At 63.9% G+C, this 26553-nt stretch carries 24 protein-coding genes and 1 riboswitch; of the genes, 7 read left to right on the top strand and 17 right to left on the bottom strand.

Going from position 1 to position 26553, the window contains the following annotated elements:
• Nucleotides 1-29 precede the first annotated feature (29 nt).
• Complete coding sequence (locus tag AC6EKW_RS02140; protein ID WP_273846964.1) at nucleotides 30-230, bottom strand: hypothetical protein; 201 nt, start codon at nucleotides 228-230, stop codon at nucleotides 30-32.
• Nucleotides 231-362: 132 nt separating this feature from the next.
• On the opposite strand from AC6EKW_RS02140, the gene AC6EKW_RS02135 reads away from it, so the two are divergent.
• Complete coding sequence (locus AC6EKW_RS02135) at nucleotides 363-1037, top strand: DUF2225 domain-containing protein (RefSeq protein ID WP_273887129.1); 675 nt, start codon at nucleotides 363-365, stop codon at nucleotides 1035-1037.
• 3 nt (nucleotides 1038-1040) lie between these two features.
• On the opposite strand, the gene AC6EKW_RS02130 is transcribed toward AC6EKW_RS02135, so the two are convergent.
• Nucleotides 1041-1883, bottom strand: coding sequence for an LCP family protein (locus AC6EKW_RS02130; protein WP_273887130.1), 843 nt, complete (start codon nucleotides 1881-1883; stop codon nucleotides 1041-1043).
• Between the two features lie 79 nt (nucleotides 1884-1962).
• Between AC6EKW_RS02130 and AC6EKW_RS02125 the strand changes: the two genes are divergently transcribed.
• The 3 genes from AC6EKW_RS02125 (at nucleotide 1963) to fdhF (ending at nucleotide 6095) form a co-directional block, all read left to right on the top strand.
• Complete coding sequence (locus tag AC6EKW_RS02125) at nucleotides 1963-2787, top strand: hypothetical protein (protein ID WP_273887131.1); 825 nt, start codon at nucleotides 1963-1965, stop codon at nucleotides 2785-2787.
• A gap of 249 nt (nucleotides 2788-3036) precedes the next feature.
• On the top strand, nucleotides 3037-3897 hold the full coding sequence (gene fdhD / locus AC6EKW_RS02120) for a formate dehydrogenase accessory sulfurtransferase FdhD (protein ID WP_498513556.1): 861 nt from the start codon (nucleotides 3037-3039) through the stop codon (nucleotides 3895-3897).
• Nucleotides 3898-3989: 92 nt separating this feature from the next.
• Nucleotides 3990-6095: a formate dehydrogenase subunit alpha gene (gene fdhF / locus AC6EKW_RS02115; protein WP_498513555.1), complete on the top strand. Its 2106-nt coding sequence runs from the start codon at nucleotides 3990-3992 to the stop codon at nucleotides 6093-6095.
• A 65-nt stretch (nucleotides 6096-6160) separates the two neighbouring features.
• Here the strand turns inward: fdhF and acs are convergent, their stop codons facing one another.
• From acs to AC6EKW_RS02090, 5 genes are all read right to left on the bottom strand, one after another.
• Nucleotides 6161-8119 carry an acetate--CoA ligase gene (gene acs / locus AC6EKW_RS02110; protein WP_273887133.1) on the bottom strand — a complete coding sequence of 653 codons (1959 nt, stop codon included), beginning with the start codon at nucleotides 8117-8119 and terminating at the stop codon, nucleotides 6161-6163.
• Nucleotides 8120-8188: 69 nt separating this feature from the next.
• Nucleotides 8189-8803: an acetate uptake transporter gene (locus AC6EKW_RS02105; protein ID WP_420542028.1), complete on the bottom strand. Its 615-nt coding sequence runs from the start codon at nucleotides 8801-8803 to the stop codon at nucleotides 8189-8191.
• A gap of 287 nt (nucleotides 8804-9090) precedes the next feature.
• Nucleotides 9091-9528, bottom strand: a complete 438-nt coding sequence (locus AC6EKW_RS02100) for an OsmC family peroxiredoxin (protein ID WP_498513554.1) — start codon at nucleotides 9526-9528, stop codon at nucleotides 9091-9093.
• 83 nt (nucleotides 9529-9611) lie between these two features.
• Entirely contained in the window at nucleotides 9612-10217 is a 606-nt protein-coding gene (locus AC6EKW_RS02095) for a cysteine hydrolase family protein (RefSeq protein ID WP_498513553.1), read from the bottom strand.
• A 47-nt stretch (nucleotides 10218-10264) separates the two neighbouring features.
• Complete coding sequence (locus AC6EKW_RS02090) at nucleotides 10265-11143, bottom strand: DMT family transporter (RefSeq protein WP_498513552.1); 879 nt, start codon at nucleotides 11141-11143, stop codon at nucleotides 10265-10267.
• Nucleotides 11144-11201: 58 nt separating this feature from the next.
• Between AC6EKW_RS02090 and AC6EKW_RS02085 the strand changes: the two genes are divergently transcribed.
• Together AC6EKW_RS02085 and AC6EKW_RS02080 are read left to right on the top strand one after the other, a co-directional pair.
• The gene (locus AC6EKW_RS02085; RefSeq protein ID WP_498513551.1) at nucleotides 11202-12068 is read left to right on the top strand and encodes a metallophosphoesterase family protein; all 867 of its coding nucleotides are present in this window, start codon (nucleotides 11202-11204) and stop codon (nucleotides 12066-12068) included.
• A 68-nt stretch (nucleotides 12069-12136) separates the two neighbouring features.
• A complete protein-coding gene (locus tag AC6EKW_RS02080; RefSeq protein WP_498513550.1) occupies nucleotides 12137-12352 on the top strand; it encodes a hypothetical protein in 216 nt (71 codons plus the stop codon).
• Here AC6EKW_RS02080 and AC6EKW_RS02075 read toward each other — a convergent pair.
• The 8 genes from AC6EKW_RS02075 to AC6EKW_RS02040 form a co-directional block, all read right to left on the bottom strand.
• The gene (locus tag AC6EKW_RS02075) at nucleotides 12330-12803 is read right to left on the bottom strand and encodes a low molecular weight protein arginine phosphatase (protein WP_498513549.1); all 474 of its coding nucleotides are present in this window, start codon (nucleotides 12801-12803) and stop codon (nucleotides 12330-12332) included. The genes AC6EKW_RS02080 and AC6EKW_RS02075 overlap by 23 nt on opposite strands.
• Before the next feature lie 43 nt (nucleotides 12804-12846).
• Complete coding sequence (locus AC6EKW_RS02070) at nucleotides 12847-13845, bottom strand: diguanylate cyclase domain-containing protein (RefSeq protein WP_498513548.1); 999 nt, start codon at nucleotides 13843-13845, stop codon at nucleotides 12847-12849.
• Nucleotides 13846-13857: 12 nt separating this feature from the next.
• Nucleotides 13858-15300, bottom strand: a complete 1443-nt coding sequence (gene wbaP, locus AC6EKW_RS02065) for an undecaprenyl-phosphate galactose phosphotransferase WbaP (RefSeq protein ID WP_498513547.1) — start codon at nucleotides 15298-15300, stop codon at nucleotides 13858-13860.
• Between the two features lie 265 nt (nucleotides 15301-15565).
• Nucleotides 15566-18451, bottom strand: a complete 2886-nt coding sequence (locus AC6EKW_RS02060) for an Ig-like domain-containing protein (protein WP_498513546.1) — start codon at nucleotides 18449-18451, stop codon at nucleotides 15566-15568.
• A 71-nt stretch (nucleotides 18452-18522) separates the two neighbouring features.
• Nucleotides 18523-19932 (bottom strand): right-handed parallel beta-helix repeat-containing protein, encoded by a 1410-nt coding sequence (locus tag AC6EKW_RS02055; RefSeq protein WP_498513545.1) that lies wholly within the window; start codon nucleotides 19930-19932, stop codon nucleotides 18523-18525.
• Between the two features lie 166 nt (nucleotides 19933-20098).
• Nucleotides 20099-20836, bottom strand: a complete 738-nt coding sequence (locus tag AC6EKW_RS02050; protein ID WP_498513544.1) for a hypothetical protein — start codon at nucleotides 20834-20836, stop codon at nucleotides 20099-20101.
• Complete coding sequence (locus AC6EKW_RS02045; protein WP_273887342.1) at nucleotides 20824-21765, bottom strand: sulfotransferase; 942 nt, start codon at nucleotides 21763-21765, stop codon at nucleotides 20824-20826. Before AC6EKW_RS02045 ends, AC6EKW_RS02050 begins: the two co-directional genes overlap by 13 nt.
• A gap of 56 nt (nucleotides 21766-21821) precedes the next feature.
• Nucleotides 21822-22817 carry an NAD-dependent epimerase/dehydratase family protein gene (locus AC6EKW_RS02040; RefSeq protein WP_498513543.1) on the bottom strand — a complete coding sequence of 332 codons (996 nt, stop codon included), beginning with the start codon at nucleotides 22815-22817 and terminating at the stop codon, nucleotides 21822-21824.
• A gap of 149 nt (nucleotides 22818-22966) precedes the next feature.
• Nucleotides 22967-23050: riboswitch (cyclic di-GMP riboswitch) on the top strand.
• Between the two features lie 62 nt (nucleotides 23051-23112).
• Between AC6EKW_RS02040 and AC6EKW_RS02035 the strand changes: the two genes are divergently transcribed.
• Nucleotides 23113-24672, top strand: coding sequence for a right-handed parallel beta-helix repeat-containing protein (locus tag AC6EKW_RS02035; RefSeq protein ID WP_498513542.1), 1560 nt, complete (start codon nucleotides 23113-23115; stop codon nucleotides 24670-24672).
• Between the two features lie 5 nt (nucleotides 24673-24677).
• Here AC6EKW_RS02035 and AC6EKW_RS02030 read toward each other — a convergent pair whose 3' ends face one another.
• Both AC6EKW_RS02030 and AC6EKW_RS02025 read right to left on the bottom strand, forming a co-directional pair.
• On the bottom strand, nucleotides 24678-25514 hold the full coding sequence (locus AC6EKW_RS02030) for a WecB/TagA/CpsF family glycosyltransferase (protein WP_273887148.1): 837 nt from the start codon (nucleotides 25512-25514) through the stop codon (nucleotides 24678-24680).
• A gap of 121 nt (nucleotides 25515-25635) precedes the next feature.
• A complete protein-coding gene (locus AC6EKW_RS02025) occupies nucleotides 25636-26535 on the bottom strand; it encodes a sulfotransferase family protein (protein WP_273887149.1) in 900 nt (299 codons plus the stop codon).
• Nucleotides 26536-26553: the final 18 nt, after the last annotated feature.

The following is a 26553-nucleotide window of genomic DNA, read 5'->3' as shown; positions in this document are numbered from 1 at the left end:
CGTCCCCGACCCGCGAGGAGTAAGGGTTTCTACTGCAGGAGCCGCTTCAGGCCCTCTTCGAGGTACTCCGCGGAGACGGAGCCGTCGGGGGTGTAAGAGACGGCCTCCCGGCAGAGGTGGTAGAGCGCGAGCGTGCGCGTCGGGGAGAGCCTGCGGTTGCCCGCCTGTTCCAGGACCAGACGCATAAGCTCGAGCGCCACCTCCGCGTCGCTCTTCCTCGGCTGCTCCATCGGGTCCACCTCCTCTCGCCGGGAGATCAATTGTACAGGAGCCCGCCCGGTCTGTGGTACACTTGGTTTATCTTGGTTCCCGCAGAGAAGACCGCACCGCGCAAGGCGAAAAGCTCTCGACGAGGGTGAGTGTTGGGCAGGATCAGACGCGTCTACGCCAGATGTCCGGTATGTGAGCACATCTTTCCCACCCTTCACCCCGGGACCTACGTCACCGTGGGCCGCGAGACCGACCTGTGCCCCAAGTTCCCCGGGCGCGTCTCGGACGGCTCGCTCCTCCTGCAGAGCGCGGTGACGATGTGCCCGGCATGCTCGTTCGCCTCCCCCTCGGACTTCAGCGAGCTCGACCTCTCCTTCGACGAACGCTACGAGCTCGAGGAGCTCCTGAGGGAGGATGGGCTCCTCAAGGTCTTCCGCAGCAGTCCTCCCCCCTGGCTCGCCTTCCACGCCGCGGAGATCTGCGGCAGGGAGCTCGGAGCCACCCACCGGGAGCTCGGTGATCTGTGCCTGAGGGCCTCGTGGGTGTGCCGCAAGGAGAGGGAGCAGCCCTTCGAGAGCACCTTCCAGCTGCGGGCGATCCGCCACTTCCTGCGCGCGCTGGAGGATGAGGACCTCTACGGGAGGGAGCTGGCCCTCACCGCCTACCTGGTGGGCGAACTCAACCGGCGGCTAGGCAACCACCGCGAGGCGCTCAACTGGTACGTCAACGCCGAGCGCACCATGCAGGGCGGTTCCGAGCCGTCTCTGGCGTGGCTGGAACGCCTCATCTCCCGCCAGCGCGAGCTCGCCGAGTCGCAGGCGGCCTGAGCCTCAGCCTATGGTCTCCTGGATTGTCTTCTTGGCGGCTTTCTTGTCCGGGATCCAGAACGAGAGCCCGTTGATGTACTGCGGGTGGCCCGGATAGAGGGCGGCCTTCCCTCCTCCCCCGTAGAGCTTGTATTGCAGGGCGAAGCGCAGGAGAGAGACCGGGTTCATGTTCGTCTTGGTGCTCTTGAGGATCGCCCCGATCACCGCGGGCAGGCGGGGCAGGTTGGCCGGCGAGGTCGCCTGCGCGACGAGCTGGTCGAGGAACTGCTGCTGGCGCTCCTCGCGCCCGATGTCTCCCTGCGGGTCGTCCCGCCAGCGGACGTAGGCCAGCGCCTGTCCGCCGTTCAGCTTCTGCACGCCGGGGTCTATCTTGTACACCCTGCCCTCTATACCGAGGTTTATGGGCTCCTTGACGTCTATGGTGATCCCTCCGAGGGCGTTCACGACGTCTTTGACCCCGGTGAACTTGACGAGCACGTAGCGATCCACCGGTACGTTCAGGTCGTCCTTGAGCGTCTTGAGGGTCAGGTCGGCGCCGCCGTAGGTGTAGGCCGAGTTGACCTTGCCCCAGCCGTAGCCCTCTATCTTGACCAGCGAGTCGCGCGGGATGGAGAGCATCCCGCCCGTGGCCCGGAAGACAACCATGGTGTCGGTGCGCGCCGGGGCACCATTTCCCCGCGTGTCGCTGCCCAGCAGCAGCACCCGCTGGTCCCCGATGGGAACCAGGAGATAGCCGAGGAACAGCAAGACGATCGATACGACCGCGAGCAGCATCCGCCGCCGGGCGTAGTTCGGCCGTCTGCCGCCCAGATCTCCGGGCAACTCTCCGGCCCTGTAGACCTTCATCGACATGGAAGGAGATTATAGCCACACCCAGCGATCGCGGACACACCGCCCGGGTCACGTATGAGAGTATACTGATGTCATGCAGGGTCTTGAGAGACCGTCTCTCGAGGTAGGGGATGAGCGGGCAGCCTGGGAAGGCCTCGCCTCCTCGTGCGTCTCGCCCGTACGCCGGCTGGCGGCGGCCGCGGGGATCGGTGTCCTGCTCTTCATCCTGACCTCGACCCTCCTCACCTTCTACTACAGCGTCTTCGGTATCCGGTACGCGCTCGGCGAGCTGGCCGCGTCGCCCTACAGGACCTTCTACGTCTCCCTGGCCACGAGCATCTTCCTGTCGATCGCCGGTTACGGGGTGTGGCTCGCGCGCAGCCTCAGATCGTACTCTTCCTTCGCCGGCATCCTGCGGCGCGGCGGGCTGGATCCTCAGCGGCCCACGCTGGTGGGACTCAGGGCCTACTCCGACGAACAGCTCCTCGCCCTGCGCAGCAGGTACGAGCGCTCGCGCGACCCGAGGTTCCGCCGGCTGCTCGAGCGCACCTTCGGCTTTCATCCGGACGACTCCTTCTCCCTCGCCCCACTCAACGTCCGACCGGGCACCTTCGAGATGAGCGCCCTAAGGGTCGAGTGGGAGGCCGTCCTGATCCTCGAGCAGAGCCGGTCCCCGGCTCCGAGGATCTCCTGGTGGACCGAGAGCCGCAAGCGACTTCTGCCCCGGCAGGCCGGGAAGACCCAGAGGCTCCTCTTCGCGCTGAGCTACACTCTGGACTCCGTACAGGAGCTCAAGCGCCGCTACGGCTATCGGACGGAACGCTGGCCACAGACCATACCAGAAGGCAAGCTCTTCGATGCCCTGCGAGACTACGAAGAGGTCCGGTACATTCGGGCCGCGCTGAACCGGCGACGCTGAGCCTCCCTATGCTCCAACGGATGCGCAGCCGGCGATTCTCGCCGCTTAACCAAACTTAATACCAGAGCCGTTGCTCCATCGGACGAATTTTGGTAATTTGTTCACACTACGGCTTGGGCGAGGGGAAAGGGAACTCCAGGGGACAGGGAAAGGAGGAGTTCCCTTTTTAGTGTCCTGCGTCCCGTGGCCGGTGCTACACTCTCGTTCGAGGAGGCAAGAGAGCCGAGAGGACCGGAGGCCTGCAGGATCATGCTGAGAGAGACCCCGAGCAACGCCCGGCGCACCAGCAAGACGCGCATCAGGCTTCGGAGGGTCGAGGAAGGCTGGGTGACGTCGAGCCGCGACGTGCTCGCGACCGAGGAGCCACTGGAGATCCGGGTGATCTCGGAGGGGGAGCGCAGGACGGTCGCCGTCACCATGCGCACGCCGGGCGCGGATTTCGAGCTCGCGGCGGGTTTCCTGTTCACCGAGGGGATCGTCTCCTCGAGGGAGGACATCGAGAAGATGAGCTACTGCCTCTCCTCGGAGGTGGGCGCCGAGCAGCAGTACAACATCGTCAACGTCACGCTGCGCCCCGGCCTCACGTACGATCCTTCCTCCCTCGAGCGCCACTTCTACACCACGAGCGCCTGCGGTGTGTGCGGCAAGGCGAGCCTGGAGCAGCTCGAGGTGCGCGGCTGCCGGGTGCTACCGCCCGGGCTGCGGGTCTCCCGGGAGGTGATCTGCAGCCTCCCAGGCAAGCTGCGCTCGTCGCAGGGCCTCTTCGAGGAGACGGGGGGGCTGCACGCCGCCGCGCTCTTCGACGCCGACGGCAACCTGCTCGCGCTGCGGGAAGACGTAGGAAGGCACAACGCGACCGACAAGCTCGTGGGTTGGGCGCTGCTCGAAGGCAGGATCCCCCTCTCAGAGGACATCCTCATGGTCAGCGGAAGGAGCAGCTTCGAGATCATGCAGAAGGCGCTCGCGGCCGGGACTCCGATCGTCTGCGCCGTCTCCGCCCCGAGCAGCCTCGCCGTGGACGTCGCCCGCGAGTTCGACATGACCCTCGTGGGTTTCCTGCGCGAGGGCCGCTTCAACGTCTACTCGGGATTCGAGCGCATCCTCGCCTAGGGCACCGGCGCGTGGACATCACTGCGTCCGCGAGGATATAATCCGCACATGTAATATAGCGATCTTTGTGCGGGAAAGGGGTGTTCTTCGAGGTGAGCGCTACGGAGACCCGCGAGGAGAGGGTCGGCCCGGCCGGCACGCGTCTCGGGCACACGATCTGCGGCTTCTGCGGGGTCGGCTGCGGGCTCGAGGTAAAGGTGGAGGGGGGCAGGATCAGCAAGGTCACGGGCCGCAAGTCCAACCCCTCGAGCAAGGGCGAGGCGTGCATCAAGGGGCGAGAAGGCTGGCGCCACATCTACAGCGAGCGGCGCCTGACGCGCCCGCTGGTGCGTAAGAACGGCGAACTCGTCCCGGCGAGCTGGGAGGAGGCTTTAGACCTCGTCGCGAGCCGCATGAGCCAGATAAAGGAGGAGAGCGGCGGGGACGCCTTCGGCCTCTTCAGTTCCTCCCGCTCGACCAACGAGCTCAACTACCTGGCCGGGAAGTTCATCCGACAGGTGATGGGGGTTAGCAACGTAGACTCCTGCAACCGCGCCTGACACGCCGCCAGCGTCACCGGTCTGGTGGCGACGTTCGGAGCGGGGGCCTCCACCACCTCCTACGACGAGTTCGAGGATACCGACCTCATCGTCTGCTGGGGTTCGAACACCCAGGAGTGCCACCCCATCATCTACAACCACATGCGCCGCGGCGTGAAAAACGGCGCGAAGATGGTCGTCATAGACCCGCGCAAAACCGAGCAGGCCAGGAAGGCCGACAGGTGGCTCCGGGTCAACGTCGGCACCGACATCTGCCTGGCGAACGCCATGGGCCATGTCATCATCGAGGAGGGTCTCTACGACCGAAAGTTCGTCGAGCGGGCGACCGAGAACTTCGAGGCCTACCGCGAGAAGGTCGCGGGTTACACTCCAGAGTACGCCGAAGGGGTGACCGGCGTCCCGGCGGAGGAGATCCGCGAGGTCGCCCGGATGTACGCGACGGCGGAGAGGGCGATCCTCAACTGGACGCTCGGCATCACCGAGCACCACAACGGGGCCCAGGCCGTCTTCGCGCTCATCGCGCTCGGGCTCCTCACCGGGCACGTCGGCCGCTACGGCAGCGGGCTCAACCCGCTGCGCGGGCAGAACAACGTGCAGGGCGGCGGGGACATGGGGGCCCTGCCGAACCGGTTGGTCGGCGGCTGGAGCTGGGACGACCCGGAGGCCCACCGGCGCTTTCGGGAGGTCTGGGGGGTACCGCTGCCGCAGAAGGTCGGCAAGAACCAGGCTCAGATGCTCGACGCGATAGAGCGCGGGGAGATCCGGTGCATGTACGTCATCGGGGAGAACCCCTGCCAGTCCGACGCCGACGAGAACCGTTCCGACCAGCTCTTCCGGAGCCTGGACTTCCTGGTGGTGCAGGACATCTTCCTCACCAAGACCGCTCGTCTGGCGGACGTGGTGCTGCCGGCGGCGGCGAGCTGGTGCGAGACGGAGGGCACCTTCATCAACAGCGAGCGCAGGGTGCAGCGGGTGCACAAGATCGTCGACCCGCCCGGCGAGGCGCGGGCGGACGAGTGGATCCTGCAGGACGTGGCCAACCGGCTCGGGGCGAACTGGCACTACGAGAGCGCCGAGGACATCTGGGACGAGATCCGACTCCTCGCCCCCAACTTCAGCGGGATGAGCTACGAGCTGCTGGAGCGCTACGACGGCATCCAGTGGCCCTACACCGGGAGCGAGGAGTACGACGGACGTCCGGGCACGAAGTTCCTCCACGCCTGGCTGTGGGACGAGGAGGTGGAAAAGCGGGCTCCCTTCACCCCGGTCGACCACGAGGGCCCGGTCGAGCCCCCGGACGAGGAGTACCCTTTCCAGCTCACCACCGGCAGACGCCTCGCCTTCCACAACACCGGCACGATGACCCAGAGCTACAAGAAGGTCAAGGACCCGGAGGAGCTCCTGGAGATAAGCCCCGAGGACGCCCGCGCCCTCGGCGTCTCCGACGGGGACTTCGTGCGGGTGAGCTCGCGGAGGGGCACCGTCCCGAGGGTGAAGGCCCGGGTGACCGACCGGGTGAGCCGGGGGCTCGTGTTTCTGGGTTTCAGCTTCGCGGATCAGGTCCCGACCAACGTGCTCACGATAAACGCGGTCGACCCGCAGTCGGGGACGGCCGAGCTCAAGGCCTGCGCGGTCCGGGTGGAGCCCGCTGGAGACTGAGCGGGCGTGAAAGGGGGCGGCGGGGTTGGAACCCCCGCCGCCCCCTTTTTCCGTTTCGGGGCTCCTCAGGTCTGGCTGTTGGCCTGCCTGCGCAGCTCCTCCACCACGCCCGGATCGGCGAGCGTGGTGGTGTCCCCGAAGTCCGTTGAGCCCTGGGCGACGGCGCGCAGGATGCGGCGCATGATCTTGCCGCTTCTCGTCTTCGGGAGGGCGCTGGTGAAGACCATGTCGTCGGGGGTGGCGATCGGGCCTATCACCTCGCGGACGTGCTGGCGCAGCTCCTTCTTTAGCTCGTCGGAGCCCTCCAGGTCGCCCTCGAGCGTGACGTAGGCGAAGATCGCCTGCCCCTTCTGCTCGTCGGGGCGCCCGACGACGGCGGCCTCGGAGACCTTCTCGTGGGAGACCAGCGCGCTCTCGACCTCCCAGGTGGAGATGCGGTGCCCGCTGACGTTTATGACGTCGTCGACGCGGCCGATGATCCAGTAGTAGCCGTCCTCGTCGCGCTTGGCCCCGTCCCCGGTGAAGTACACCCCCGGGAAGCGCGACCAGTAGGTCTCCTGGTAGCGCTGCGGGTCCTTGTACAGGGTGCGCAACATCCCCGGCCAGGGGCGGGTGAGGACCAGATAACCGCCGCCGGAGCCCTCTATCGGCCGTCCCTCCTCATCGTAGATGTCGGCTCCTATGCCGGGGAAGGGCTTTGTCGCGCTGCCGGGCTTGGTGGTGGTGATGCCGGGCAGCGGCGTGATCATGTGCCCGCCGGTCTCCGTCTGCCACCAGGTGTCCACGATCGGGCAGCGCCCGCCGCCGACGAACTCGTGGAACCAGACCCAGGCCCGCGGGTTGATCGGCTCACCCACCGTCCCGAGCAGCCTCAGCGAGGAGAGGTCATGCTTCTCGGGCCACTGCCTACCCTCTTTCATCAGCGAGCGGATCGTGGTCGGGGAGGTGTAGCAGATCGTCACCCCGTACTTCTCGACTATCTCCCAGTAGCGGTCCGGTGCCGGGTAGGTGGGCGTCCCCTCGAACATCAGGCTCGTCGCCCCGTTGGCGAGCGGGCCGTAGACGATGTACGAGTGCCCGGTGACCCATCCGATGTCCGCCGTGCACCAGTAGACGTCGTCGTCCTTTATGTCCATCACCCACTTGGTCGTGGCGTAGACGAAGGTGAGATAGCCGCCCGTGGTGTGCACGATCCCCTTAGGACGCCCGGTCGAGCCCGAGGAGTAGAGGATGTAGAGGAGATCCTCCGCGTCCATCTCCTCCGCCGGGCACTCGGGGTCGGCTTCGGCCATGAGCTCGTGGTACCAGAGGTCCCGCCCCTCCTGCATCGGAACCTCGTCCCCGGTGCGCCGCACGACGATCATGTGCTCGACGGACGGGGCGTCCTCGAGGGCTTTGTCCGCGTTCTCCTTCAGCGGGACACGTTTGCCGCCTCGGCGCCCGGCGTCGGCGGTGATGACGACCTTGGCCTCGCAGTCGTTGATCCTGCCGCGCAGCGAGTTGGCCGAGAACCCGCCGAAGACCACCGAGTGCGGGGCGCCGATGCGGGCGCAGGCGAGCATGGCGATCGGGAGCTCGGGGATCATCGGCATGTAGATCGCGACCGTATCCCCCTTCCCGACCCCGAGGCTCTTGAGCACGTTGGCGAATTTCTTCACCTCGGCGAGAAGCTCGGAGTAGGTGAGCGCGCGTCCCTCCTCGCCGGGCTCGTCCGGCTCCCAGACTATCGCCCGCTTGTCCCCCCGGCCCCGCTCGACCTGGTAGTCGAGGCAGTTGTACGAGACGTTGAGCCTGCCCCCGACGAACCACTTGTAGAAGGGGGCCTCCGAGTCGTCGAGGACTTTGTCCCATTCTTTGAACCAGTGCAGCTCGCGGGCGAACTCCGCCCAGAAGCCCTCCGGGTCACGCTCGGCCCGCTCGTAGACCGCGGGGTCGTTGACGTTGGCCCGCGCGGCGAACTCCTCCGGCGGGGGGAAGGTCCTCCTCTCTTCCAGTAATGCCTCTATAGTCTTCTCTTCGGTCATCTCCGGCTCCTCCTTTCTCTACCAGTCCATTCTTACCCCGCCGCGCAACCTCTTATCACCGGACCCCGCTCAGGTCCTGGGTCCCACGGGCAACACTACACGACCGGAGACGGAGTTGACGACCCCCGCCGCCGAGGTGTACCAGGCCGCTATCGCCGTGAGAATCCCCACGTACCCGCCGACTTTGGAGATGCCGGCCGAGCCCGCGAGCTCGCCGATGCCGAGCAGGAAGAAGGTCAGCGTCAGGAGAAGGAAGACCACCATCACGGCGGTGGTAACCCGCATGGAACCGAAGAACATGTACGCGGTGAAGATGCCCCACGCTATGAGGAACCACCCTACGACCAGCGAGAGGTCGGACGCAGGGATCTTGCCCGCGTAGAAGGTCTCCAGCGCGGCGAACGCGAGCCAGAACGCTCCGTAAGAGCTGAACGCCGTGGCCCCGAAGGTGTTGTTGTTCCTGAACTCCCACATCCCGGCCAGAAGCTGGCCCATTCCTCCGTAGAAGAGCGCGAGCGGCAGGACCACCTGCACCCCTCCGGAGGGAAGGAGCCCCGCGTTGACGAGGCTGAGCAGAAACGTGGTGAGCGCGAACGCAGCGAGCCCGAGCGGCGCGGGATCCCCGATCGGGGCCGCCGGCGGGTTCTCCCGCGCCGTGCGTCCCGCCGTCTCGTCCCGCACCATCTTCCTTATCTCTTCACGCAGCTCGGGGTCTACCTGAGCCATACCCTGCTCCTCCTTTCCAAAAAAGAGAATCCCCTGCCAGAAGCCACAACGAACATGCCTCTATCCCCAGATACCCCTCCTTGCTCCACCAATGGTTTCCAACGCACCCACCGAAATTCAATTGTAGCATTATATGTCACTCAAAAGATATGTTCGTCACGCCTGGTGAAACGGCCCTCTCTACGAGAACCCCGGTCCGTACGGACCGGGGTTCGGTAGGGGATTCTCGTTTTCTGACCTTCGAGTCAGAGGAGGGAGGCGTCCAGGGTTATCTCGACGTTGTTTCTGAGGGCGTTCGAGACCGGGCATCCACCCTCGGCCTTCTGCGCGGCCTCCCTGAATCCGGCTTCGTCCAGCCCCGGCACGCGTCCGCGCACTTCGAGGGCGGATCTCGTTATCCTGACCTGGCCTACATCGAAGGTGACCTCGGCGCTGACTTCGAGCTCCTCGGGTTCGTGTCCGCTCTCGGCGAGAACGTTGGAGAGGGCCATCGCGTAGCAGCTGGCGTGTGCGGCGGCTATCAGCTCCTCGGGCGAGGTCTTGCCGTCGGGGCTCTCGGTGCGCGAGGCCCAGGTAACTGGTGTCTCCTCCATCACCCTGCTGCTCGCCAGGTTCAGGCTCCCGGAACCTCCCGTCAGGCTTCCTCTCCATCTGACCTCCGCGCGCCGCTGTGCAGAGGGCATACTCCACCTCCGTTCACCGAGTCTTCCAGGTGAGGCCCATATACCCGCTGCCGGGTCTGGCTAACCCTCGCGGATGATCCGGATCACGCCGCCTCTATGCCCCCGCTACGCGTGACGGTGCCGGCGAAGAGGAAAGCCGTCTGGCGCAGGGAGGACTCCAGGTCGAACGGGTCGAGCGCGGAGACCGCGTCGCGGGGCACGACGACCTCGAACCAGCGCAGGGCGGCGCTCGCCGCGGTGTAGTGCACGCAGATGTTGGCCACGGTGCCGCAGACGATCAGGGTCTTCGTACCCCACAGGCGCAGGAAGTGCTCCAGGTGGGTGCCGTAGAAAGCGTCGTAGCGGACCTTGCGGATCACGAGCTCACCCTCGCGCGGGGAGAGCTCGTCCACAATCCGCCAGCCCCAGGAACCCTCGCGGGCGTGTTCGCCCCAGATCTCCCACTCCGGGTCGCCCTCGGTGTGGGTATCCTGGGTGAAGACGACCTTCATACCGGAGTCCCTGGCCACCTCGAGCAGGTGGTGTATGGCGGGGATCGTCCCTTCGGCGTCCGGGACCCTGAGCGCTCCTCCCTCCTTCACGAAGTCGTTCTGCATGTCGACGACGACGAGGGCGGTGCGCGAGGGGTCCACCCGCACGCTCTCCCTGACCTCGTACTCCGGTACGGCAACCTCTCTGCGGCCGGACATAGAGAAGACTCCTCCCGAGACTGACGATGCTGCCTACGGCAGGGATTTTATACGGGATCGGAGGGCAGCCCCTTCTTTGTTCTCCTGCGGGAGAAGAAGGGCAGCATCTCCCCCACGAAGAGCGCCGAGAGGATGAGGACGGCCCCGGCTATCTGCACCGCGTCCAGCCGGTCGCCGGCGAGCCAGTAGCCGAAGAGCGCGGCGAAGACCGGCTCCATCGTCAGGATCACCGCCGCGCGGGCCGCGGGCAGGCGCTGCTGGACGAACGTCTGGGCCCAGAAGGCGGCGGCGGAGGCCAAAAGACCGGTGACGATCAGGGCCATCCAGACGCTGCGCGGTGGGAAGGAGACGTCGCCCGAGAGGACCCAGACCGCCGCGAAAAGGAGCGCCATCACGGACGTCTCGACCGAGGCGAACCCCAGCGAGTCGTGTCCTGCGGCGTAGCGGGACAGGAGGGCGATCTGCAGCCCCAGAGCCGCCGCGCAGATCAGGGTGAGAAGATCTCCGAAGTTCACCCCATCGGGGTTGCCTCCGGCGAGCAGCACCATCCCGGCGAAGCTCAGGACCACCGCGACGAGCACGGGGCGGGGGATATGCACCCCGAAGAGGAGGCGGTCCGAGAGCGGGGCGAAGACGACGAACATCCCCGTGATCAGACCGGAGTTCGTCGGGGTGGTGTAGAGCAGCCCGAGCGTCTGGAAGAGGTAGCCCATGGCGAGGACCAGCCCCACACCGGCCCCGGCGACGAGCGTCCTGCGGGTGATGCGCCGCAGCGTGAAGGGGACGAGTGCGCAGGCGGCGAGCAGGAAACGGGCCGCAAGGAAAGGCATGACGCCGTAGACGGAGATGGCGTCCTGCACGACCACGAAGGTCCACCCCCACACGGCCGTCACGCCGAGCAGGATGAGCGTGTAGAGGAACCTCACGGCAGGCTATTGTACTCTCCGGAGGAAGGCTCGGCCTCTTGATGTAATATTAGGATCCGTGACCACCCTCGTACACGTCTCGGACCTGCACTTCGGCAGGCCGGCCGTCTCGGAACAGCTCGACTCCCTGCTCGAGGCCATCGTGAGGCTCTCTCCCGATGCGGTGGCCGTCTCCGGGGACCTCACCCAGCGCTGCTCCAGGTCCGAGTTCGAGAAGGCCCGGGCCTACCTGGACAACATCGGCCGGACAGCCCCCTACATCGTCGTCCCCGGCAACCACGACATCCGCTGGCTCGGGGCCGTGCTGCGCAACCTCGGGATAGTCGGCTTCATCGGACAGCGCGCCCACGAGCACAAGTACTCCCGCTACAAACGGTACATCTCCGAGGATCTCAGCCCCTCGCTCACGGTGCCGGGCGTCGTCATCGCGGGGCTGAACACGGCCCACGGCATAACCCGGGGTTCGCTCACCCGCCGGCTGCGCGACCTCGGCGTGATCGGCCACGTCCGCGGCGACGACCTCGCGCACGTAAGGAACACCTTCGAGAAAGCGCCGCCGGAAGCGGCCCGGATCGTGATGATCCATCACAACCTCATTCGCGGGCAGATCTCCGGTCGCCACGGGCTCGCCAACACCGAGGAAGCGCTGCGCGCCTTCGCCTCGATGGGAGCGGAGCTCGTCCTCTGCGGTCACGACCACCAGGAGGCGGTCCACAGCGTGGAGATAAGCGAGACCGGGCTCGTCATCTCGACGGCCGGCACCATCTCGAGCCGCAGAAGGTCCGGGCACCCCTCCAGCTTCAACCTCGTGCGGGTGGAGGAGGACTCCCTGAGCATCACGATCTACGCCTGGAACACCAAAGCCGGCGATTTCGTCCCCGCAGGAGAGCACCGCTTTCCGCGGCGCGCGCGGAAGGACCGCTAGAGGGCACGGAGCGCGGGTTATAATGATCTTCGAGTCGTTACCCCCGAGAGGAGAAGGTGTTCAGGGAGATGTGGAGCAGGCTTACCCGCGGCGGGGATGGTCTTCCCCGGGAGAAGGTGGATGCCGTAGTGAGGCTCATCGACCAGTATCTCGCCGAGGAGGCCGTGAAGCGCAACCTCCAGTCGGACAAGCAGACCATCCACCCGAGGGACCTCCCGCCCGAAAAGAGGGAGGCTCTGATCTCCGAGATCTTCGCCATCCTCAGGGAGACGAAGAAGCAGTAGTCCCATCCCCGAGCTTCTTCACCAGAGGCTCGATGCACTCGAAGAGGTGCCGGGCGCAGGCCCGGTAGGAGCTCATGCTGAGCCCGTAAGGGTCAGATATTCCCCCGCTGCCGGAACCGACGTACTCGGTCAGGACGTGCACGCTGTCGGGCAGCTCGCCGAAGGAGCGGCTCATCTCCTCGACGTGCGCCGGGGTCATCGCGAGCACGAGGTCGGCCTCCCGAAGCATCTCCCCGGTCAGAGGGCGGGAGTGGTGTCTCCCCACCGGGACCCCGGCCTCGGAGAGCACCTTCTCCGCCTCCGGGGCCATCGGGTAGCCCTCGGCGGCGAAGACGCCCGCGCTCCGCGCCCGCCAGTCCAGCCCCGCGTCCCCGGCCAGGGCGTTGAAGATCGCCTCGGCCATCGGGCTGCGGCAGATGTTCGCCGTGCACACGAAGAGGACATCTCTCATGGCGTCAGGGAGCTTACCACGGAAGCCCCGGTGCGGTCGCTCGCTACCGGAGGATGAGATACCCGTCCCGCCCTCCGCTCTTGGCCCGGTACATCGCCCCGTCTGCCGCCCGGAGCAGATCACCCGCCTCCCTCCGGCCACCGCTCTCCACCACCACCCCGGCGCTGGCGGTGACCCGCATCCTGTACCCACCTGTCTCCACCGGCTCGCGCAGCGCATCCAGTATCCTCTCGACGACCGGCCCCACGCTCGATCCCTCGACATCCTCCAGGAGCAGCGCGAACTCGTCCCCGCCGAGCCGGGCGGCCGTGTCAGAAGGCCTGAGGCAGGACCGCAGCCTCCCCCCGACGGCGACGAGCAACCTGTCGCCTGCTTCGTGCCCCATGAGGTCGTTGATCCGCTTCATCCCGTCCAGGTCCAGGAAGACCACGGCGAAGGACTCACCGCTGCGTGAAGAGCGGGCGCGAGCCCTCTCCAGCCGGTCGATGAACAGAGCCCGGTTGGCGAGCCCAGTCAGTGGGTCGTGCAACGCCCGGCGTACGAGGTCGTCCTCGCGCAGCCTGCGCTCCGTGATGTCTCTCAGATAGTATGCTTTGCACCCCTGGACATCCACTCTCAAGGCCTCCAGGTATCTGTGGCTCCCCTCGGGACCTTGCAACCTGAAGTTCTCGATCCAGGCGTCACGCCGGTGAATCGCCCGGCGCCGGGACCCGTACCTCTGCAGGGTTCCGGGGAGAGGATCCCCGGCCAGCTCTTCCGGGTCACACCCGAACATCGCCCCGGCAGCCGGGTTGGCGTAGATCACCAACCCGCGCTCGTCGAGCAAAAGCACGACGTCCGGCGACTCGAAGACCAGCCGGGCCAGCATGGCATGCTCGCAATACGGCTCACGTTCGCCCGTCTGCCTCCTCACCAAACGGCTGACCCTGCGCCAGAGCCCGCGCCAGAACCCGGCGTAGACACCTGGATCTTCGAGCTCCGCGAGTTCCTCCCTGGGGGGACGAAGATCGCAGACGAGGCGTTCGTCGAAAGATCCGTTCACGACCGCGCTCGCTCAGTAAGCCCCATGGTCGAACAGGACGCTCCGGAAGGTGCGCGCCAGGAGCAGGAGATCGAGCCATATGGACCAGTTGTTTATGTAGTAGAGGTCCATCCTGACCCGCTCTTTGAACGAGGTGCCGCTCCTACCTCCCACCTGCCACGGCCCCGTGATACCCGGGGTGACGCGCAGTATCGTCTTCTCGGCCTCGCCCATGTCCGGGGACTCCCTCGGAAGATAGGGTCGAGGCCCGACCAGGCTCATCTCCCCTTTGAGGACGTTCCAGAGCTGCGGCAGCTCATCGAGGCTCGTGGTGCGAAGCAACTTCCCCACCCGGGTCACCCTGGGGTCCTCACGCAGTTTGTGGTACAGCTCGTACTCTCTTCTCAGGTCTTCGTTCTCCCGCAGGAGCCTCTCCAGGGCATCCTCGGCCCCGTGGATCATGGTGCGGAATTTCAGGCAACCGAACGATCTGCCGTCCCTGCCCATCCGTTCGGCCCGGTAGAAGACCGGCCTCCCCGATTCCAGGAGGATCAGCAGGCAGAGCACCGCGAAAAGCGGGAGGAGCAACACTCCGCCGACGACGGTCACCGTGACGTCTATGGTCCGCTTGACCCGCTGGCTCCAGCGGTCCAGCAGGTTGTGGCGGACCTCCACACCGAAGATGCCAGCCAGGTCTCTGGCTACGACGGCGGAGTTGGTCACCCCTTCCAGGTTGGGGATTATGATCACCTGCCGGAAGCTCGTCCGGGCCCGTTCCACGAGCCTGACCAGGTGTTCCCGGCGTGTGTGCGGCATGGCGAAAATCGCGGTGTCGACCCTTAGTTTGCGCCCATACACCATGGCGTCCATGAGGGTTCCGCAGTAAGGCACTCCCTCGATCTCCCCACTCACCGGAGCCTGCTTCCCGTCGAAAACCCCCACAGGTTTCAAGCCCAGCGTCCAGTCCTCCTGCAGGACACGCAACACCCGGCTTCCGTCGTCTCCGAAACCGAGCACCACCACGGGCTTGCCCCACAGCTTCGCCTTCCTCAACGAAAGCTTCGTCAGATGCCGCACGGGAGGTGCGAGTATCGCGAGTCCGGCGAAACCGGCGAGCAGGAGCAGGCGCGAGATGGTATCTCCGACCTGGAAGGAGAAAGCGAAGATGGCAGTGATCGCCATGGTGGCCAGCACGGCGTGCGTCTGCCGGCGCAGTTCCTCGATCTGTCCCATCCCGTATCCCGGGTAGAGCCCCAGGAGCCAGCGCACCCCGATCCAGACGCCGAGGCTCGAGGCGACGGCCGCCACGGACATCTCTGAGATCCCCCCTCTGCCCACGATCTGCCTGAACAAAGCAGCGATCTCCCACACCGCGACCGCCAATACCGCATCCGTGCCCAGAAGGATGAGCGAGCCAAGGTGATCGCGAAACCCGGCCAAGCTTTTCGCGGGGATCTCTCCGGCCAGAGGCGTCATTCCCCCAAGGCCGTTCAGAGCAGGCGTCTTTTCAGAGTCGATGGTTCTCTGCATACCTCTGCCCCGTTTCCAACGCTGGCATCCGACCGCCCTCTCATCCTAGATAGCTCTCCTGAGCAGAGCATCGGCTGCGGGACACATCCTGACACCAGCCAGACGGCCTATTTCACCGGATGCTCAGCGGCTGGGCAGGACCTTCCAGGAAAGAGAGGACCGCTCCTGGAGAGAAATCAACGGAGGACACCCATCCTGGGGTCCCGCCACACTACCACAGCACCCTGAAGTGCCACACTCTGGAGGAAACGTTGCCCGCTCGATCTCTCACCACGATCTTAACCGTAGCCCTCCCTCTGCGAAGCAAAGGCGAGCTGCGAACCATCCGGTTCGGATAGCGCAAAACTTTCCCCGTTCGAGCGTAGGTGAACTCGCGCCTGGGGACCAACCTCCCGTCGACCCTGAGCATAATCCCCCGCTTGGTGATCCCACTCCCCCTATCCGTCACCCTCGCCATGATGTACGGCACCCTACTACTCACTATCGATCCGGGCCTCGGATAAAGGTGACGAATGGATGGGGCATGTGTATCCACGACCCAGCTTCTGCGCGCGGGGGAGGGATCCACGTTGCCCGCAGAATCAACGGCCCGCACCAAGAAGGTGTGCGTGCCGTCTCCTAACCCCGTGTACCTCTGCGGTGAACTGCACGCTCCGTACGCCCCACCATCCAGGCTGCACTGGAAGCTCGATCCCGCCTCGGTCGAGGTGAATCTGAACACCGCCCTGTTGAACTTCTTGAAACCTTTCGGTCCGGCCACTATGGACGTGTCGGGGGCTCTGGTGTCTACGCTCCAGGTATAGGAGGCAGGCGAGGGATCCACGTTGCCCGCAGAATCAACGGCCCGCACCAAGAAGGTGTGCGTGCCGTCTCCTAACCCCGTGTACTTCTGCGGTGAACTGCACGCTCCGTACGCCCCACCATCCAGGCTGCACTCAAAACTCACCCCCTGCGCAGAAGACGAAAACGTGAAGCTGGCCGAAGTCTCGTTGGTCAGGGACTTGGGGCCAGAGTCTATGCTCGTATCCGGAGGCGCCGGTACGTCGACCGTCCAGACCCAGCTGGGTGGACTTGGATCGGCGTTGCCCGCAGCATCAACGGCCCGCACTCTGAAAGTGTGTTGCCCTCCGGAGAGGCCGCTGTACGTTTGAGGTGAAGAACAGGCTCTGAAGGCCGCTCCATCCAGGCTGCACTGGAAACTGGAGCCTGACTCTGAAGAAGAAAAGGTGAACGTCGCCGAGTCGCCGCTCACCGTCCCGGATGGTCCCGTCTGTATGCTGGTCGTCGGCGGTGTGGTGTCCACCGTGACGGTGAGTGGAACGGAAGGTGAAGAAACATTCCCGGCCGCATCCACCGCTACTGCGGAATAGGTGTGGGAACCATCGGCGACACCACTCAGAGTAATACTCCAATCCCCACCACCTCCGGCCGTCGTTTTGGCCGATGGGGTGGGACCGCCACCATCATAAACTTCTACGGTGCTGCCCGGCTCGGCCGTGCCCGAGAGCACGACGTTACTGCTTCCGATCAAAGCGTTGTTCGCAGGCGCAGAGATCACCGGCGGATCGGGGGCTACCGTATCGACCGTCCAGTCATACTCCGCGGGGGAGGGATCCACGTTGCCCGCAGAATCAACGGCCCGCACCAAGAAGGTGTGCGTGCCGTCTCCTAACCCCGTGTACTTCTGCGGTGAACTGCACGCTCCGTACGCCCCACCATCCAGGCTGCACTCAAAACTCACCCCCTGCGCAGAAGACGAAAACGTGAAGCTGGCCGAAGTCTCGTTGGTCAGGGACTTGGGGCCAGAGTCTATGCTCGTATCCGGAGGCGTGCTCGCAGGTGGCACCGTAAGGTTCGGATCGGAGAAGCTGGCGAAGTGAGGATAAGCAACGTTACCTATCTTCGTGAAATCTCCACCAGAATAGAGGGTGCCGCTCACCGGATCGGCGTAATACGCCCATACACCGAGCCCTCCCGCATCCCCGTATCCCATCGGAGCCCAGTTGGGATCGAGAGCGCCACTGCCCGCGTCTACGGCGGCGAAGTAGCGTCGGGGTTGTCCTGCGAGCTGAATGAAGTGCCCGCCCACATAAAGCCTGCTGCCCATCAGAGCGATGGCCTGTACGTCTCCATCCCCCTTGGTCGTCCACCCCGCCGGAAGCCTGAGGCTGTTGGGGTGCTTCTTCCTGTATACGGCTACGGGACCCAAAGCTTTCTTCTTCCACATCAAAGCACCCGTACCCGTATCGTAGGCTCCCACCATACCGCCCGGGCCCCCCTGAGCGGTATAGACCTCGCCGTTGGCGGCTATTATCTGAAAGACCCTGCCGTTGGGCGTCGGCGGCTTCCAGGAGGGGTAGAGCGCACCGGTCGATGGGTCGAGGGCCGCCAGATAGGGATACGGCTGCCCGCTCACGGAGGTGAAGTCTCCACCGACGTAGAGAAGCCCATCTCCGGGAGAGAGCTCAAGCGACCACACCCTTCCGTTGAGCGAAGCCGACCACCCCCCGACCAGGGCCCCCGGATTACTCACCCCGGCGCCGTTGACCAGCGCCAGATACGGCTGCGACTGACCGTTTATGATCGTAAAGTCGCCTCCTATATAAACCTGGTTTCCGGAGACAAGGAGCTCTCGGACGTTGTAGTTGGTCCATACCCGCCAGGTTTCGATCGCACCACTGCGCGCATCCAGGGCAACGACTCGATTCTGTACGACCCCGTTCACACGGGTGAAGGCTCCACCAGCATAGATAGTCGAGCCATCCGGAGAAGCCGCGAGGGCGAGAACATTGTTGTTGGCACTGGGAGCCCACCCCGTAAGCTGCATGGTGGAGGCGTCTATGGCAGCGAGATGGTCGCGCTCCACGCCGTTCACCTGGGTGAAAGACCCACCTATGTAGACCGTATCTCCAACCTTCAGTATCGTCGATACCCGGCCGTTGGTGGATATCGAACTCGGGTCCGGAGTACTCCCGATGTCCGCACGAGCGGGTGTCGCAAACGCCAGGTAGACCAACAGGGCCACCAAAAGCGCGCCGAAACCGACGAGCATCCTCTCCTCGTACCGGTAGACCGCCGATCCCGCTCCAAATCTCACGGAAAGCTCCTCTTCTCCGCCGCTTAGCGTCTTTGCGCCGACTCTCTTCCAACATACAAAAGAGGGCTTCCCTACGAATGGGTCGACCGGCCCGTTTTGCCTCCCACAGGCCCAATCTTCTTTAACGCGGAGTCTTTTTCGGCAGGAGTGAGATATCTCGAACCCAGACCACCCGGGGTGCGGGCGAACTCTGAGAGCCTGCCGTACCTCTTCCCACCCCACCCGAAGAGGGGGGGATGCTCCCCAGAGTTCGCGAGCCAGAACATGTTGTCTTCTCCCCGGTTCCCGCTCCCGGGTCTGAACATCCCGCGGACATCTCCCTGCAACCAGGCAAGCGCGAAACGGTCTCCGACAACACCCCGGCGAGGGCGGCCCATCACGATGACGTTCCGCCGCACGCGGACGTCATGCACGTCGTTCCACGTCTGTCTACCCCTATCCACCCCGATGACGGAGATGCCATCGGCATTCCAGGCCAGCATGTTGTCGTGGATATCCACGACGCTCGAGTTGCTCGAAGCGATGGCCGATCCCAAGACCCACCTCGGAGTACCCCACCCGTTGTTCCACAAGACGTTGCCAGATATCTCGCCGTGACTGGATATCTCATAATGGATGCCGAAGCCGGTGTTGTCGTAGATCCGGTTTCCGGAGATGGTATTGTGCGTGGAGTCTATGTCGAACCAGACCGCGCTACCCTCGTTTCGATAGAACGTGTTGGACGTCAGGATCACCTCGCTTGCGTGAGAGGTCTTCATCCCCCCGGCTTCCCACCCCGTATCGAAACCTTCCGTATTGTTGTCGTGCACGGCATTGCCTTTTATGAGCTCACCCCGACCGGTATTCAGGATGCCCATCTGCCCGCCACGGTAGATGTCGTTGTCGAGTATCTTGAGCCCCGGGGCTTTACTCAGGCTGATCACGGCACCATGGGCATCGGAGAGTTTGTTGTCCTTGACGGTCCAGTCGGCATATCCTTTTCCTCCTGGAGACATCCGGTTCATGAGGGCTCCGGTCCGTCCTCCGTTGGCCGCTCCACGCATGATGAATCCCTCGATGGTTACACCGCTGGCCTTTCCCAGCACCCAGTAACGCCTCACGGTCACCTCTACCCGGTGTCCGTCGGGGTCATCCCCCAGCAACACCCGCCGACCCGGATCCAGGGCGAACTGCCCTGGGTGGGGATTTTCTGCCACCTGCCGGAGCGGTCTGCCGTCGAGGAAGACCTGCTCGGGCCACAGACAGCGCCGGGTGCCCGGCATACACCTGACGGCCGTCTGAGGGAACCGGGGAACGCTCCTCTCACTCACCCAGTAACGCCCCATCTTCCGCCACCGCCGCCAGACGTCCGTCCCCGTTATCTCCGCTCCGGGTCTCCCTTTGAGCGTGAGCGGCTTGTCTACGACGATCTGCTCCCTGTAGACACAGGGAGCGACCAGAAGCGTGGCGCCGGGAGGCGTTCTTTCTATCTCGGCCTGCAAGGATCTCCCACAGGCTCCAGTATGCGGCCGGGGAGTAGAGGAGTGCTTCTTGAACACGCCACATCCCCCGACCAGCACCAAACACAACCCCAACAAAACAAGGGCAGCCCATCCACCGCGGGTTCCCGCGCCCTCTACGCAACCTGATACCCTCTCCAAACGCTGCCTACATCTTCCGGCTCCCGAGAAGCTCCTCGTATACGGCGGTGGCCTCGGAGAGCAACCGGCCGTATCTGGGCGCTCGCAGCCACCGCAAAACTTCCCGCTTCGGGAGATCCTTCGCCTTCGTCGGACGGGCCAGCTTGACCTCGTATACGTTTCCCCCGTTCCTGCGCCGGTGCAGATCTTCTATCCGTGAATAAACCTCTCGCACGTTCTCGGGGGTGTGCTCGAAAGGATGAAAGTCGGTCCCGAACTTCTCGTTCATACGCCGGATCACGGCACCGTAATCTTCGGTGACCTCCTCGAAAGGAGCCAGCAGATAATCGTTCTTACAATAGGCAACCGTACTGTAAAAATATGTGTAGTAACGCAGAGCCCATGCTATGTCGTGTCCATCCCAGATAACCCAGGACGCCACCGCATCCTGTGGTCGGCGGATGAGGACCATGGTCGGGATTTTCCACCTGCTCGCGAGCAGCACCTGAGCCGGGGAGTGTATGTGGTGAGCGATCCTGACCTTTCGAGGCTGCGCCTGTTCGAAAGCCAGGACCGCGAACGTATTGGCGGATCGGGGAAATCCCTCTATGACGATCCGAGTATCTTTACCGACGACCCTCTCTTCTCCCTTGAGACCGTAGAGAAGCCGGAAGAGGTTGGGAGAACGCCCGAGGAATCCCCTCATCCCGACACCACCATGACCATTGCCGGGAACCCGCAGAGGGTTGTCTCTCACGCCAGCCAACTGGAGAGATCCCGGTCTATGAGCTCCTGCAGGAGCAGGATGTCTCGGCGGAAGTAGCGTTCCGTCACCAACCTGCGCACCTCGGGCTCCAGCCTGGGTCGGGTGAGGTTGCGATTGTGCAACGCGCTACCCAGGCGCATGAGCCGGCGGGTCTGCCTCTCGGGCAGGAGGGTCTTCACGACGGGTGCCAGAGTCCTGGCTTCCTGCAAGAGGGTGTGCAGAAATCGGCTCTTCGGAATCCCAGAAGCGTTGTAACGCAAAGACGTCTCCGGAACGAAGTCTTCATCGACACCGAGGAAACCGAACAGGTCTCGCACGACCTCCAGCGGGTTTCCGCTCAGATCCTCGTACAGATAAACCTTTATCCGCCCGGGGTCGAAAAGCTCGTAGTAACGTGCGAGCTGCTCGTGGTAGAGTCCGATCCGCACGTAGTGGAAGTCCGGCCACCACCGCTTCTCGATTCGTAGGGGCTCGATCTTCAGCGCCTGCAGAAAATCAGGGATGTCCTCGCGGCCATCCCTGATCATCTGCTGGTAGTGCGAGAAAGCCCTCTCAGCCGGGTGGCGCAGCACGGCGACGAGCTTCATGTCCGGATCGTAGTCTTTTATCCTCCGGGCCGCGATCGGCTGGTACATGTAGGAGTGAGAGGCCTCACCTACGGCCACCTCGTCCTTCGCTCCAGCGAACAACTCGTGATAATCCGAGTGGTCTACCACGGCGTACGGAGTGGCCTCTCTCTCCAGCGGTGGACCGCAGAAACTGGGGTTCGCCTCGGTGAACGAAAAAAACCGGGTGTGTTTCCTCGGGCTCATGTAGACCTGAGGATGCTGGTCGAGGTAGTGCCAGAGCGATGTGGTGCCGGACTTCGCGGCCCCTATGATCAGGAAGTTTGGCCTCCTGAAGACCTTCGTCACATCGGCAGCGTGCATGTCGGTCAACGCGTGATCCCTACGACCTCGGGTCCCTCGTTCGCCATGAGAACGATTCAGGAGAGCGTGCCGGCGACGGTCTCGACCCCCCGACCAGACTTCCTCAGCTCCGCCTCTATCCACCGGTACGTGGGCTCGAGCCCCTCTCGCAAAGAGATCCTCGGTTCCCATCCCAGCACCTGGCGGAGCCGGGTGTTGTCGCTGTTACGGCCTCTGACCCCTTGAGGCTTGGTGAGATCGTGCCGCTTCGTGAGGCGCTTGCCGGCGATCTCGGAGATCATGTCCACGAGCCCGTTTATGGTCACCAGCTCGTCGGTTCCCAGGTTGAGGGGACCGGGGTGATCGGAGTGCATTATCCGGTAGATGCCTTCAACGCAATCGTCTATGTACATGAAAGAGCGTGTCTGCTCCCCGTCTCCCCAGACCTCTATCTCGCCTCCATCCGGCGTGAGAGCCACCTTGCGGCAGATCGCCGCCGGAGCCTTCTCTTTGCCGCCCTCGTAGGTACCCAGCGGCCCGTAGACGTTGTGGAAGCGCACTATCCTCGTCTCGAGCCCGTAGTCCTCGTAGAAGTACTTGCACAGGCTCTCCATGAAGAGCTTCTCGGTACCGTAGCCCTCCTCGGGCTCCGCCGGATAGGCGTCCTCCTCCTTCAGGTTGGTCACGTCCGGGCTCTTCTGCAGGTACTGCGGGTACACGCACGCCGAAGAGGAGAAGATGAACCTCTCGACGGCGTTGATCCGGGAGGCCTCGAGCATGTGGATGTTGATCATCGCGCTGTTACGGGCTATCTCGGCGTGGAAGGCGGTGATGTAGCCGATACCCCCCATGTCGGCCGCCAGATGGTAGACCTCGTCTATGCCCCTGGTCGCGATGAGGCAGTTGTCGAACCGGCGGAGGTCCAGGATCTCGAACTCGTGGCTGTCACTCTCTTCGTACTCCGGGTGCTTGATGTCGACACCCCGCACCCAATAGCCTTTCTCCACCAGGTACTTCACCAGGTGGTGCCCTATGAAGCCCCCCGCTCCGGTAACCAGTGCCCGTTTAGTCATGCTCATCTCCTTCACCGCGATTTACGAGCCATCTTAGAGGGTCCCCCCGGACGTACACATCGGCCGGGCGACACATATTCGAACCGTCCGGATGACCGGAAGAGGAGCCGCTAAAGAACCAGAGGGTTCGTAACGATAAAAGCGGAGACAGCTGAAAAAGGCAAACCCATCGCGAGGTGGGGACGCAAAGCCGACGGACCTCCCACAAGTCGGGAGGTGGCCGGGTTGCCGCTGCAAGGCCAACCTCTGGTCTGCCCCGCCTTCGGATGGAACATGAGGAGAAGGGGGGGACCAGATGGAGGCCAAAGACCTGAGAAAGTTCCTCGGGCTCACGGCGATCCTGGCGGCATTGCTCTGCATGATCTCGACCGACCGGATAGCCGCTGCCTCCACGCAGGGCGTCAAACCGGACTGCAGAGGCTCGCTGCAGGCCCTGATCGACGCCGCCAGCCCGGGATCAACGGTCCACACGGCCGGGCACTGCATCTACCGGCAGACCGTGGTGATAACGAAACCGCTCACGCTGATAGCGGGTCCCGGTGCGGAGATCCGGGGAAGCGACGTCTGGCGCGGCTGGAGACGCGAGGGGCGATACTGGATCCACGGAGGGCTGCCGCGTTTCTCATCCTCGGGAGAGTGCGCGTCGGGCACCCGGCGCTGCCTGTGGCCCGAGCAGGTCTTCCTCGACGGCAGACCGCTCCGGCAGGTGGCAGAAAATCCCCACCCAGGGCAGTTCGCCGTAAAGGACGGCTCCGGCACCCGCTACGTGGTTCTGGCCGACGACCCCAGAGGGCACGTGGTTGAAGTCTCGGTAAGACGCCAATGGGTGGTCGGCGCGGCCGACGGCGTCACGATAAAAGGCTTCACGATGCGGGATGCAGCCAACGAACGAGACATGGGTGCCCTCACCAACGCGGATGTCAACGACCCGAATTACTACCACTCCCACTGGACCATAGAAGACAACAAACTCTCCGACGCAGCGGCGGCAGACCTGGTAGTGAAAGGCAACCACAACGAGATCATCGACAACAACATCTACCGGGGAGGACAACTCGGCATCCACCTCGGAGGAAACTACAACCTGGTCCAGGGCAACCGAATACACGACAACAACACCGAGCATTTCGATCCTTTCTGGGAAGCAGGCGGCATAAAAGCCGCCTACCAGGTCAAAGGGCTGAGGTTCATCGGCAACACCGTCTACGACAACAAAGGCGTCGGGGTATGGTGCGACATAAACTGCTCCGGCGCGGTTTACAAAAACAACCGCATCTTCGATAACGCAGGGCCGGGGATACTGTTCGAGATAAGCCGGGGAGCTCTGATCTCCCACAACGTGATCTGGAACAACGGCTGGCATTATGCCGGGAGGAGTTGGAGCGCGGGGATCGTCCTCTCGAACTCGAGCAACGTCACCGCGCGTGACAACACACTGGCCTGGAACGCGAGCGGGCTCTCGGTCATCTCGATGGACCGGGGAAACCCCACCTGGAACAAGGTAAAGAACATCAAGATCAGACACAACCTGTTCTTCGCGAAGAACGGCTACTCATTGGCCTGGATACAACAAGGGGGATGGAGCGGCGGGGTGCTGTACGATCCGAGCTCGCACAACAGCGGCCAGAACGACCGATACTGGTATCCGAGCCCCGAGAAATCCAGCATCAGCGACTGGAGCACGGACCTGCGGTACAGATGGGGGCCGATCGGTCACGGGAACCACGGCGTCCTGCTGCATCTGGCAGCGTTCAACCGAACGCCCGGAGAGTCAGACGGCCGCTACCTGAGCAATACCCGGGAGCGCCAGCTGACCTCTTCGTTGGGAATCCCCGTACGGCCCCCCGCTCATTGAAAAGATCATCCCACCGAACGGTGCCGCCTTCGGGCCGGATGCCAGGTCGCCTCTGGCATCCGGCCCAGTTGCATGGCGCACAGTGCGAGAAATCTGGGGTTGTGCCTGGCATAGCGTTTCCACAACCTCCCCGGATCGCTCGCCAGCCTGAAGGTCCACTCCAGACCACTCTTCTGCATCCAACGAGGAGCCTGGCGCATCCTGCCGGTATAGAAGTCGAAGGCAGCCCCGACTCCTATCATCACGGCCGGAAGCCGTCCCTTGTGGGCCGCCATCCACCTCTCCTGTTTGGGACAGCCTATTCCGACCAGGATGATGCGGGCGCCCGAGTTCATCAGCTCGTCGGTGAAAAGCTCGTCCTCTTCGGCGGTCAGGGGACGAAACGGGGGCGCGATCCTGCTCACTATCCGTATGCCGGGGTGCCGGGCTCGGGCGATCTCCGAAAACGAATCGAGCAACTCCGGCGTACCCCCGTACAAACCCACGGGCACCCCACGCCGAGCCGCATGCTCGAGCACGCTCACCGTCAAATCCGTGCCCCGGACCTGATCCGCCGACCTGACGCCCAGGCCATCCAGGGTCCACAGCAGAGGCCGTCCATCGGGTGTGACGAGATCCGCCTGGTTCACGATCCGACGGAAAGGTTCGGAGTCGAAAGCCTCCATGACCATGTGCACGCTGGCCACACAAACGTAACGGGACTCGCCCCGCTCCGCCCAGGAGACGATCCGTTCGCTCGCCCTCGGAAGGGTGAGCGCATCCACCCGCATGCCGAGGATATACCGGTGTTCAGACTCCGAATCGAGCTCGATGGGAGCGCCGCTCCGATTGGTAAGCTCCAAGACCGTGCACCTCCTGCAGACCGCCGTATGCAGATGACAGCCTAGGCGGCCGAAAAAGGCGCAACATCAGCCACACAGCCGGTTTCAGACCGGCCGACCGGCCCGGTTTTGGAGCCAGCGATCAGGCCTCGAACCAGTGGGAGAGATCTCGTCCGATGAGATCCTGCAGGCTCAGTATCTCCGGCTTGTAATACGCGACCAACTCTCTCCGGAGAGATGGATCGAGCGAAGGCTTGACCACCATCCTTCGCCCCAGCTCCTGAGAGATCGGGTAGCGCACCCCTTGTGGGATCATCTTCCTGGCGATCTCCTTGAAGGGGTTGGGTCTGAACAGCAGGTGCCCGACGACCCTGTTTCTCGGTACCCCGGTGACGTTGGGCCTGAGGCTGAGATCGGCTCGAAAGCCCCTATCGACCCCGAGAAATCCGTACAGGTCGGATAGAAACCCTTCGGGGTCGTTCCTGAGATCATCGTAGAGCCCGATGAAAACCTGCTCGCGGCCGAAAAGCTTCAGGAACGGCTCCATCTGTTCCGCGTACTTCCCGGCGCTCAGATAGTGCCATATCGGCTCCCATCCCCGGGAGATTCGTTCTTCTTCGGCGAGGATCCCTTCCCTGAAACCAAGTTTCTCCCGGCCGTGACGCACGACGTGAAGGTAGCTGGAGAAAGCCCGCTCCACCGGGTTTCGCAGCACGAAGATCAGCCTCACTCCGGGGATCAGCGTATTTATGTTTGCAGCAGACCGCTCGAAGTACATGTACCAGGGGGAGACCTCGCCGGACACCTGATCCTCCGACGCCCCGGCGAACAAGCTGCCGTACTCCTCGAAGTCGGTGATCGTCACCCGGGCCATCTCCTCGTCGCCCGGCCCCTCGAATCGGACCTCCTCCCCCACGAAGGCGAAGAAGTTCGTCTCTTTCTGGGCAGGAAGGAAGATCTGAGGATGCTGCCCGAGATAATGATGGATGGCCGTGGTACCGGATTTCGCCGCGCCGACCACGAGAAAATCTGGCAACCTCACGATGTTCCCTGCCTCCCT

It is taken from the genome of Rubrobacter sp. M3-4 (genome assembly GCF_059772285.1).
Note: the sequence above shows the minus strand (reverse complement) of the source record. Positions and strands in the feature narration are given on the sequence as shown.

Coding starts and splice junctions, on each gene's coding strand:
- AC6EKW_RS02140 (WP_273846964.1), bottom strand. CDS start 230: ATGGAGCAGCCGAGGAAGAGCGACGCGGAGGTGGCGCTCGAGCTTATG.
- AC6EKW_RS02130 (WP_273887130.1), bottom strand. CDS start 1,883: ATGAAGGTCTACAGGGCCGGAGAGTTGCCCGGAGATCTGGGCGGCAGA.
- AC6EKW_RS02125 (WP_273887131.1), top strand. CDS start 1,963: ATGCAGGGTCTTGAGAGACCGTCTCTCGAGGTAGGGGATGAGCGGGCA.
- fdhD (WP_498513556.1), top strand. CDS start 3,037: ATGCTGAGAGAGACCCCGAGCAACGCCCGGCGCACCAGCAAGACGCGC.
- acs (WP_273887133.1), bottom strand. CDS start 8,119: ATGACCGAAGAGAAGACTATAGAGGCATTACTGGAAGAGAGGAGGACC.
- AC6EKW_RS02105 (WP_420542028.1), bottom strand. CDS start 8,803: ATGGTGCGGGACGAGACGGCGGGACGCACGGCGCGGGAGAACCCGCCG.
- AC6EKW_RS02100 (WP_498513554.1), bottom strand. CDS start 9,528: ATGCCCTCTGCACAGCGGCGCGCGGAGGTCAGATGGAGAGGAAGCCTG.
- AC6EKW_RS02095 (WP_498513553.1), bottom strand. CDS start 10,217: ATGTCCGGCCGCAGAGAGGTTGCCGTACCGGAGTACGAGGTCAGGGAG.
- AC6EKW_RS02080 (WP_498513550.1), top strand. CDS start 12,137: ATGTGGAGCAGGCTTACCCGCGGCGGGGATGGTCTTCCCCGGGAGAAG.
- AC6EKW_RS02075 (WP_498513549.1), bottom strand. CDS start 12,803: ATGAGAGATGTCCTCTTCGTGTGCACGGCGAACATCTGCCGCAGCCCG.
- wbaP (WP_498513547.1), bottom strand. CDS start 15,300: ATGACGCCTCTGGCCGGAGAGATCCCCGCGAAAAGCTTGGCCGGGTTT.
- AC6EKW_RS02045 (WP_273887342.1), bottom strand. CDS start 21,765: ATGCACGCTGCCGATGTGACGAAGGTCTTCAGGAGGCCAAACTTCCTG.
- AC6EKW_RS02040 (WP_498513543.1), bottom strand. CDS start 22,817: ATGACTAAACGGGCACTGGTTACCGGAGCGGGGGGCTTCATAGGGCAC.
- AC6EKW_RS02035 (WP_498513542.1), top strand. CDS start 23,113: ATGGAGGCCAAAGACCTGAGAAAGTTCCTCGGGCTCACGGCGATCCTG.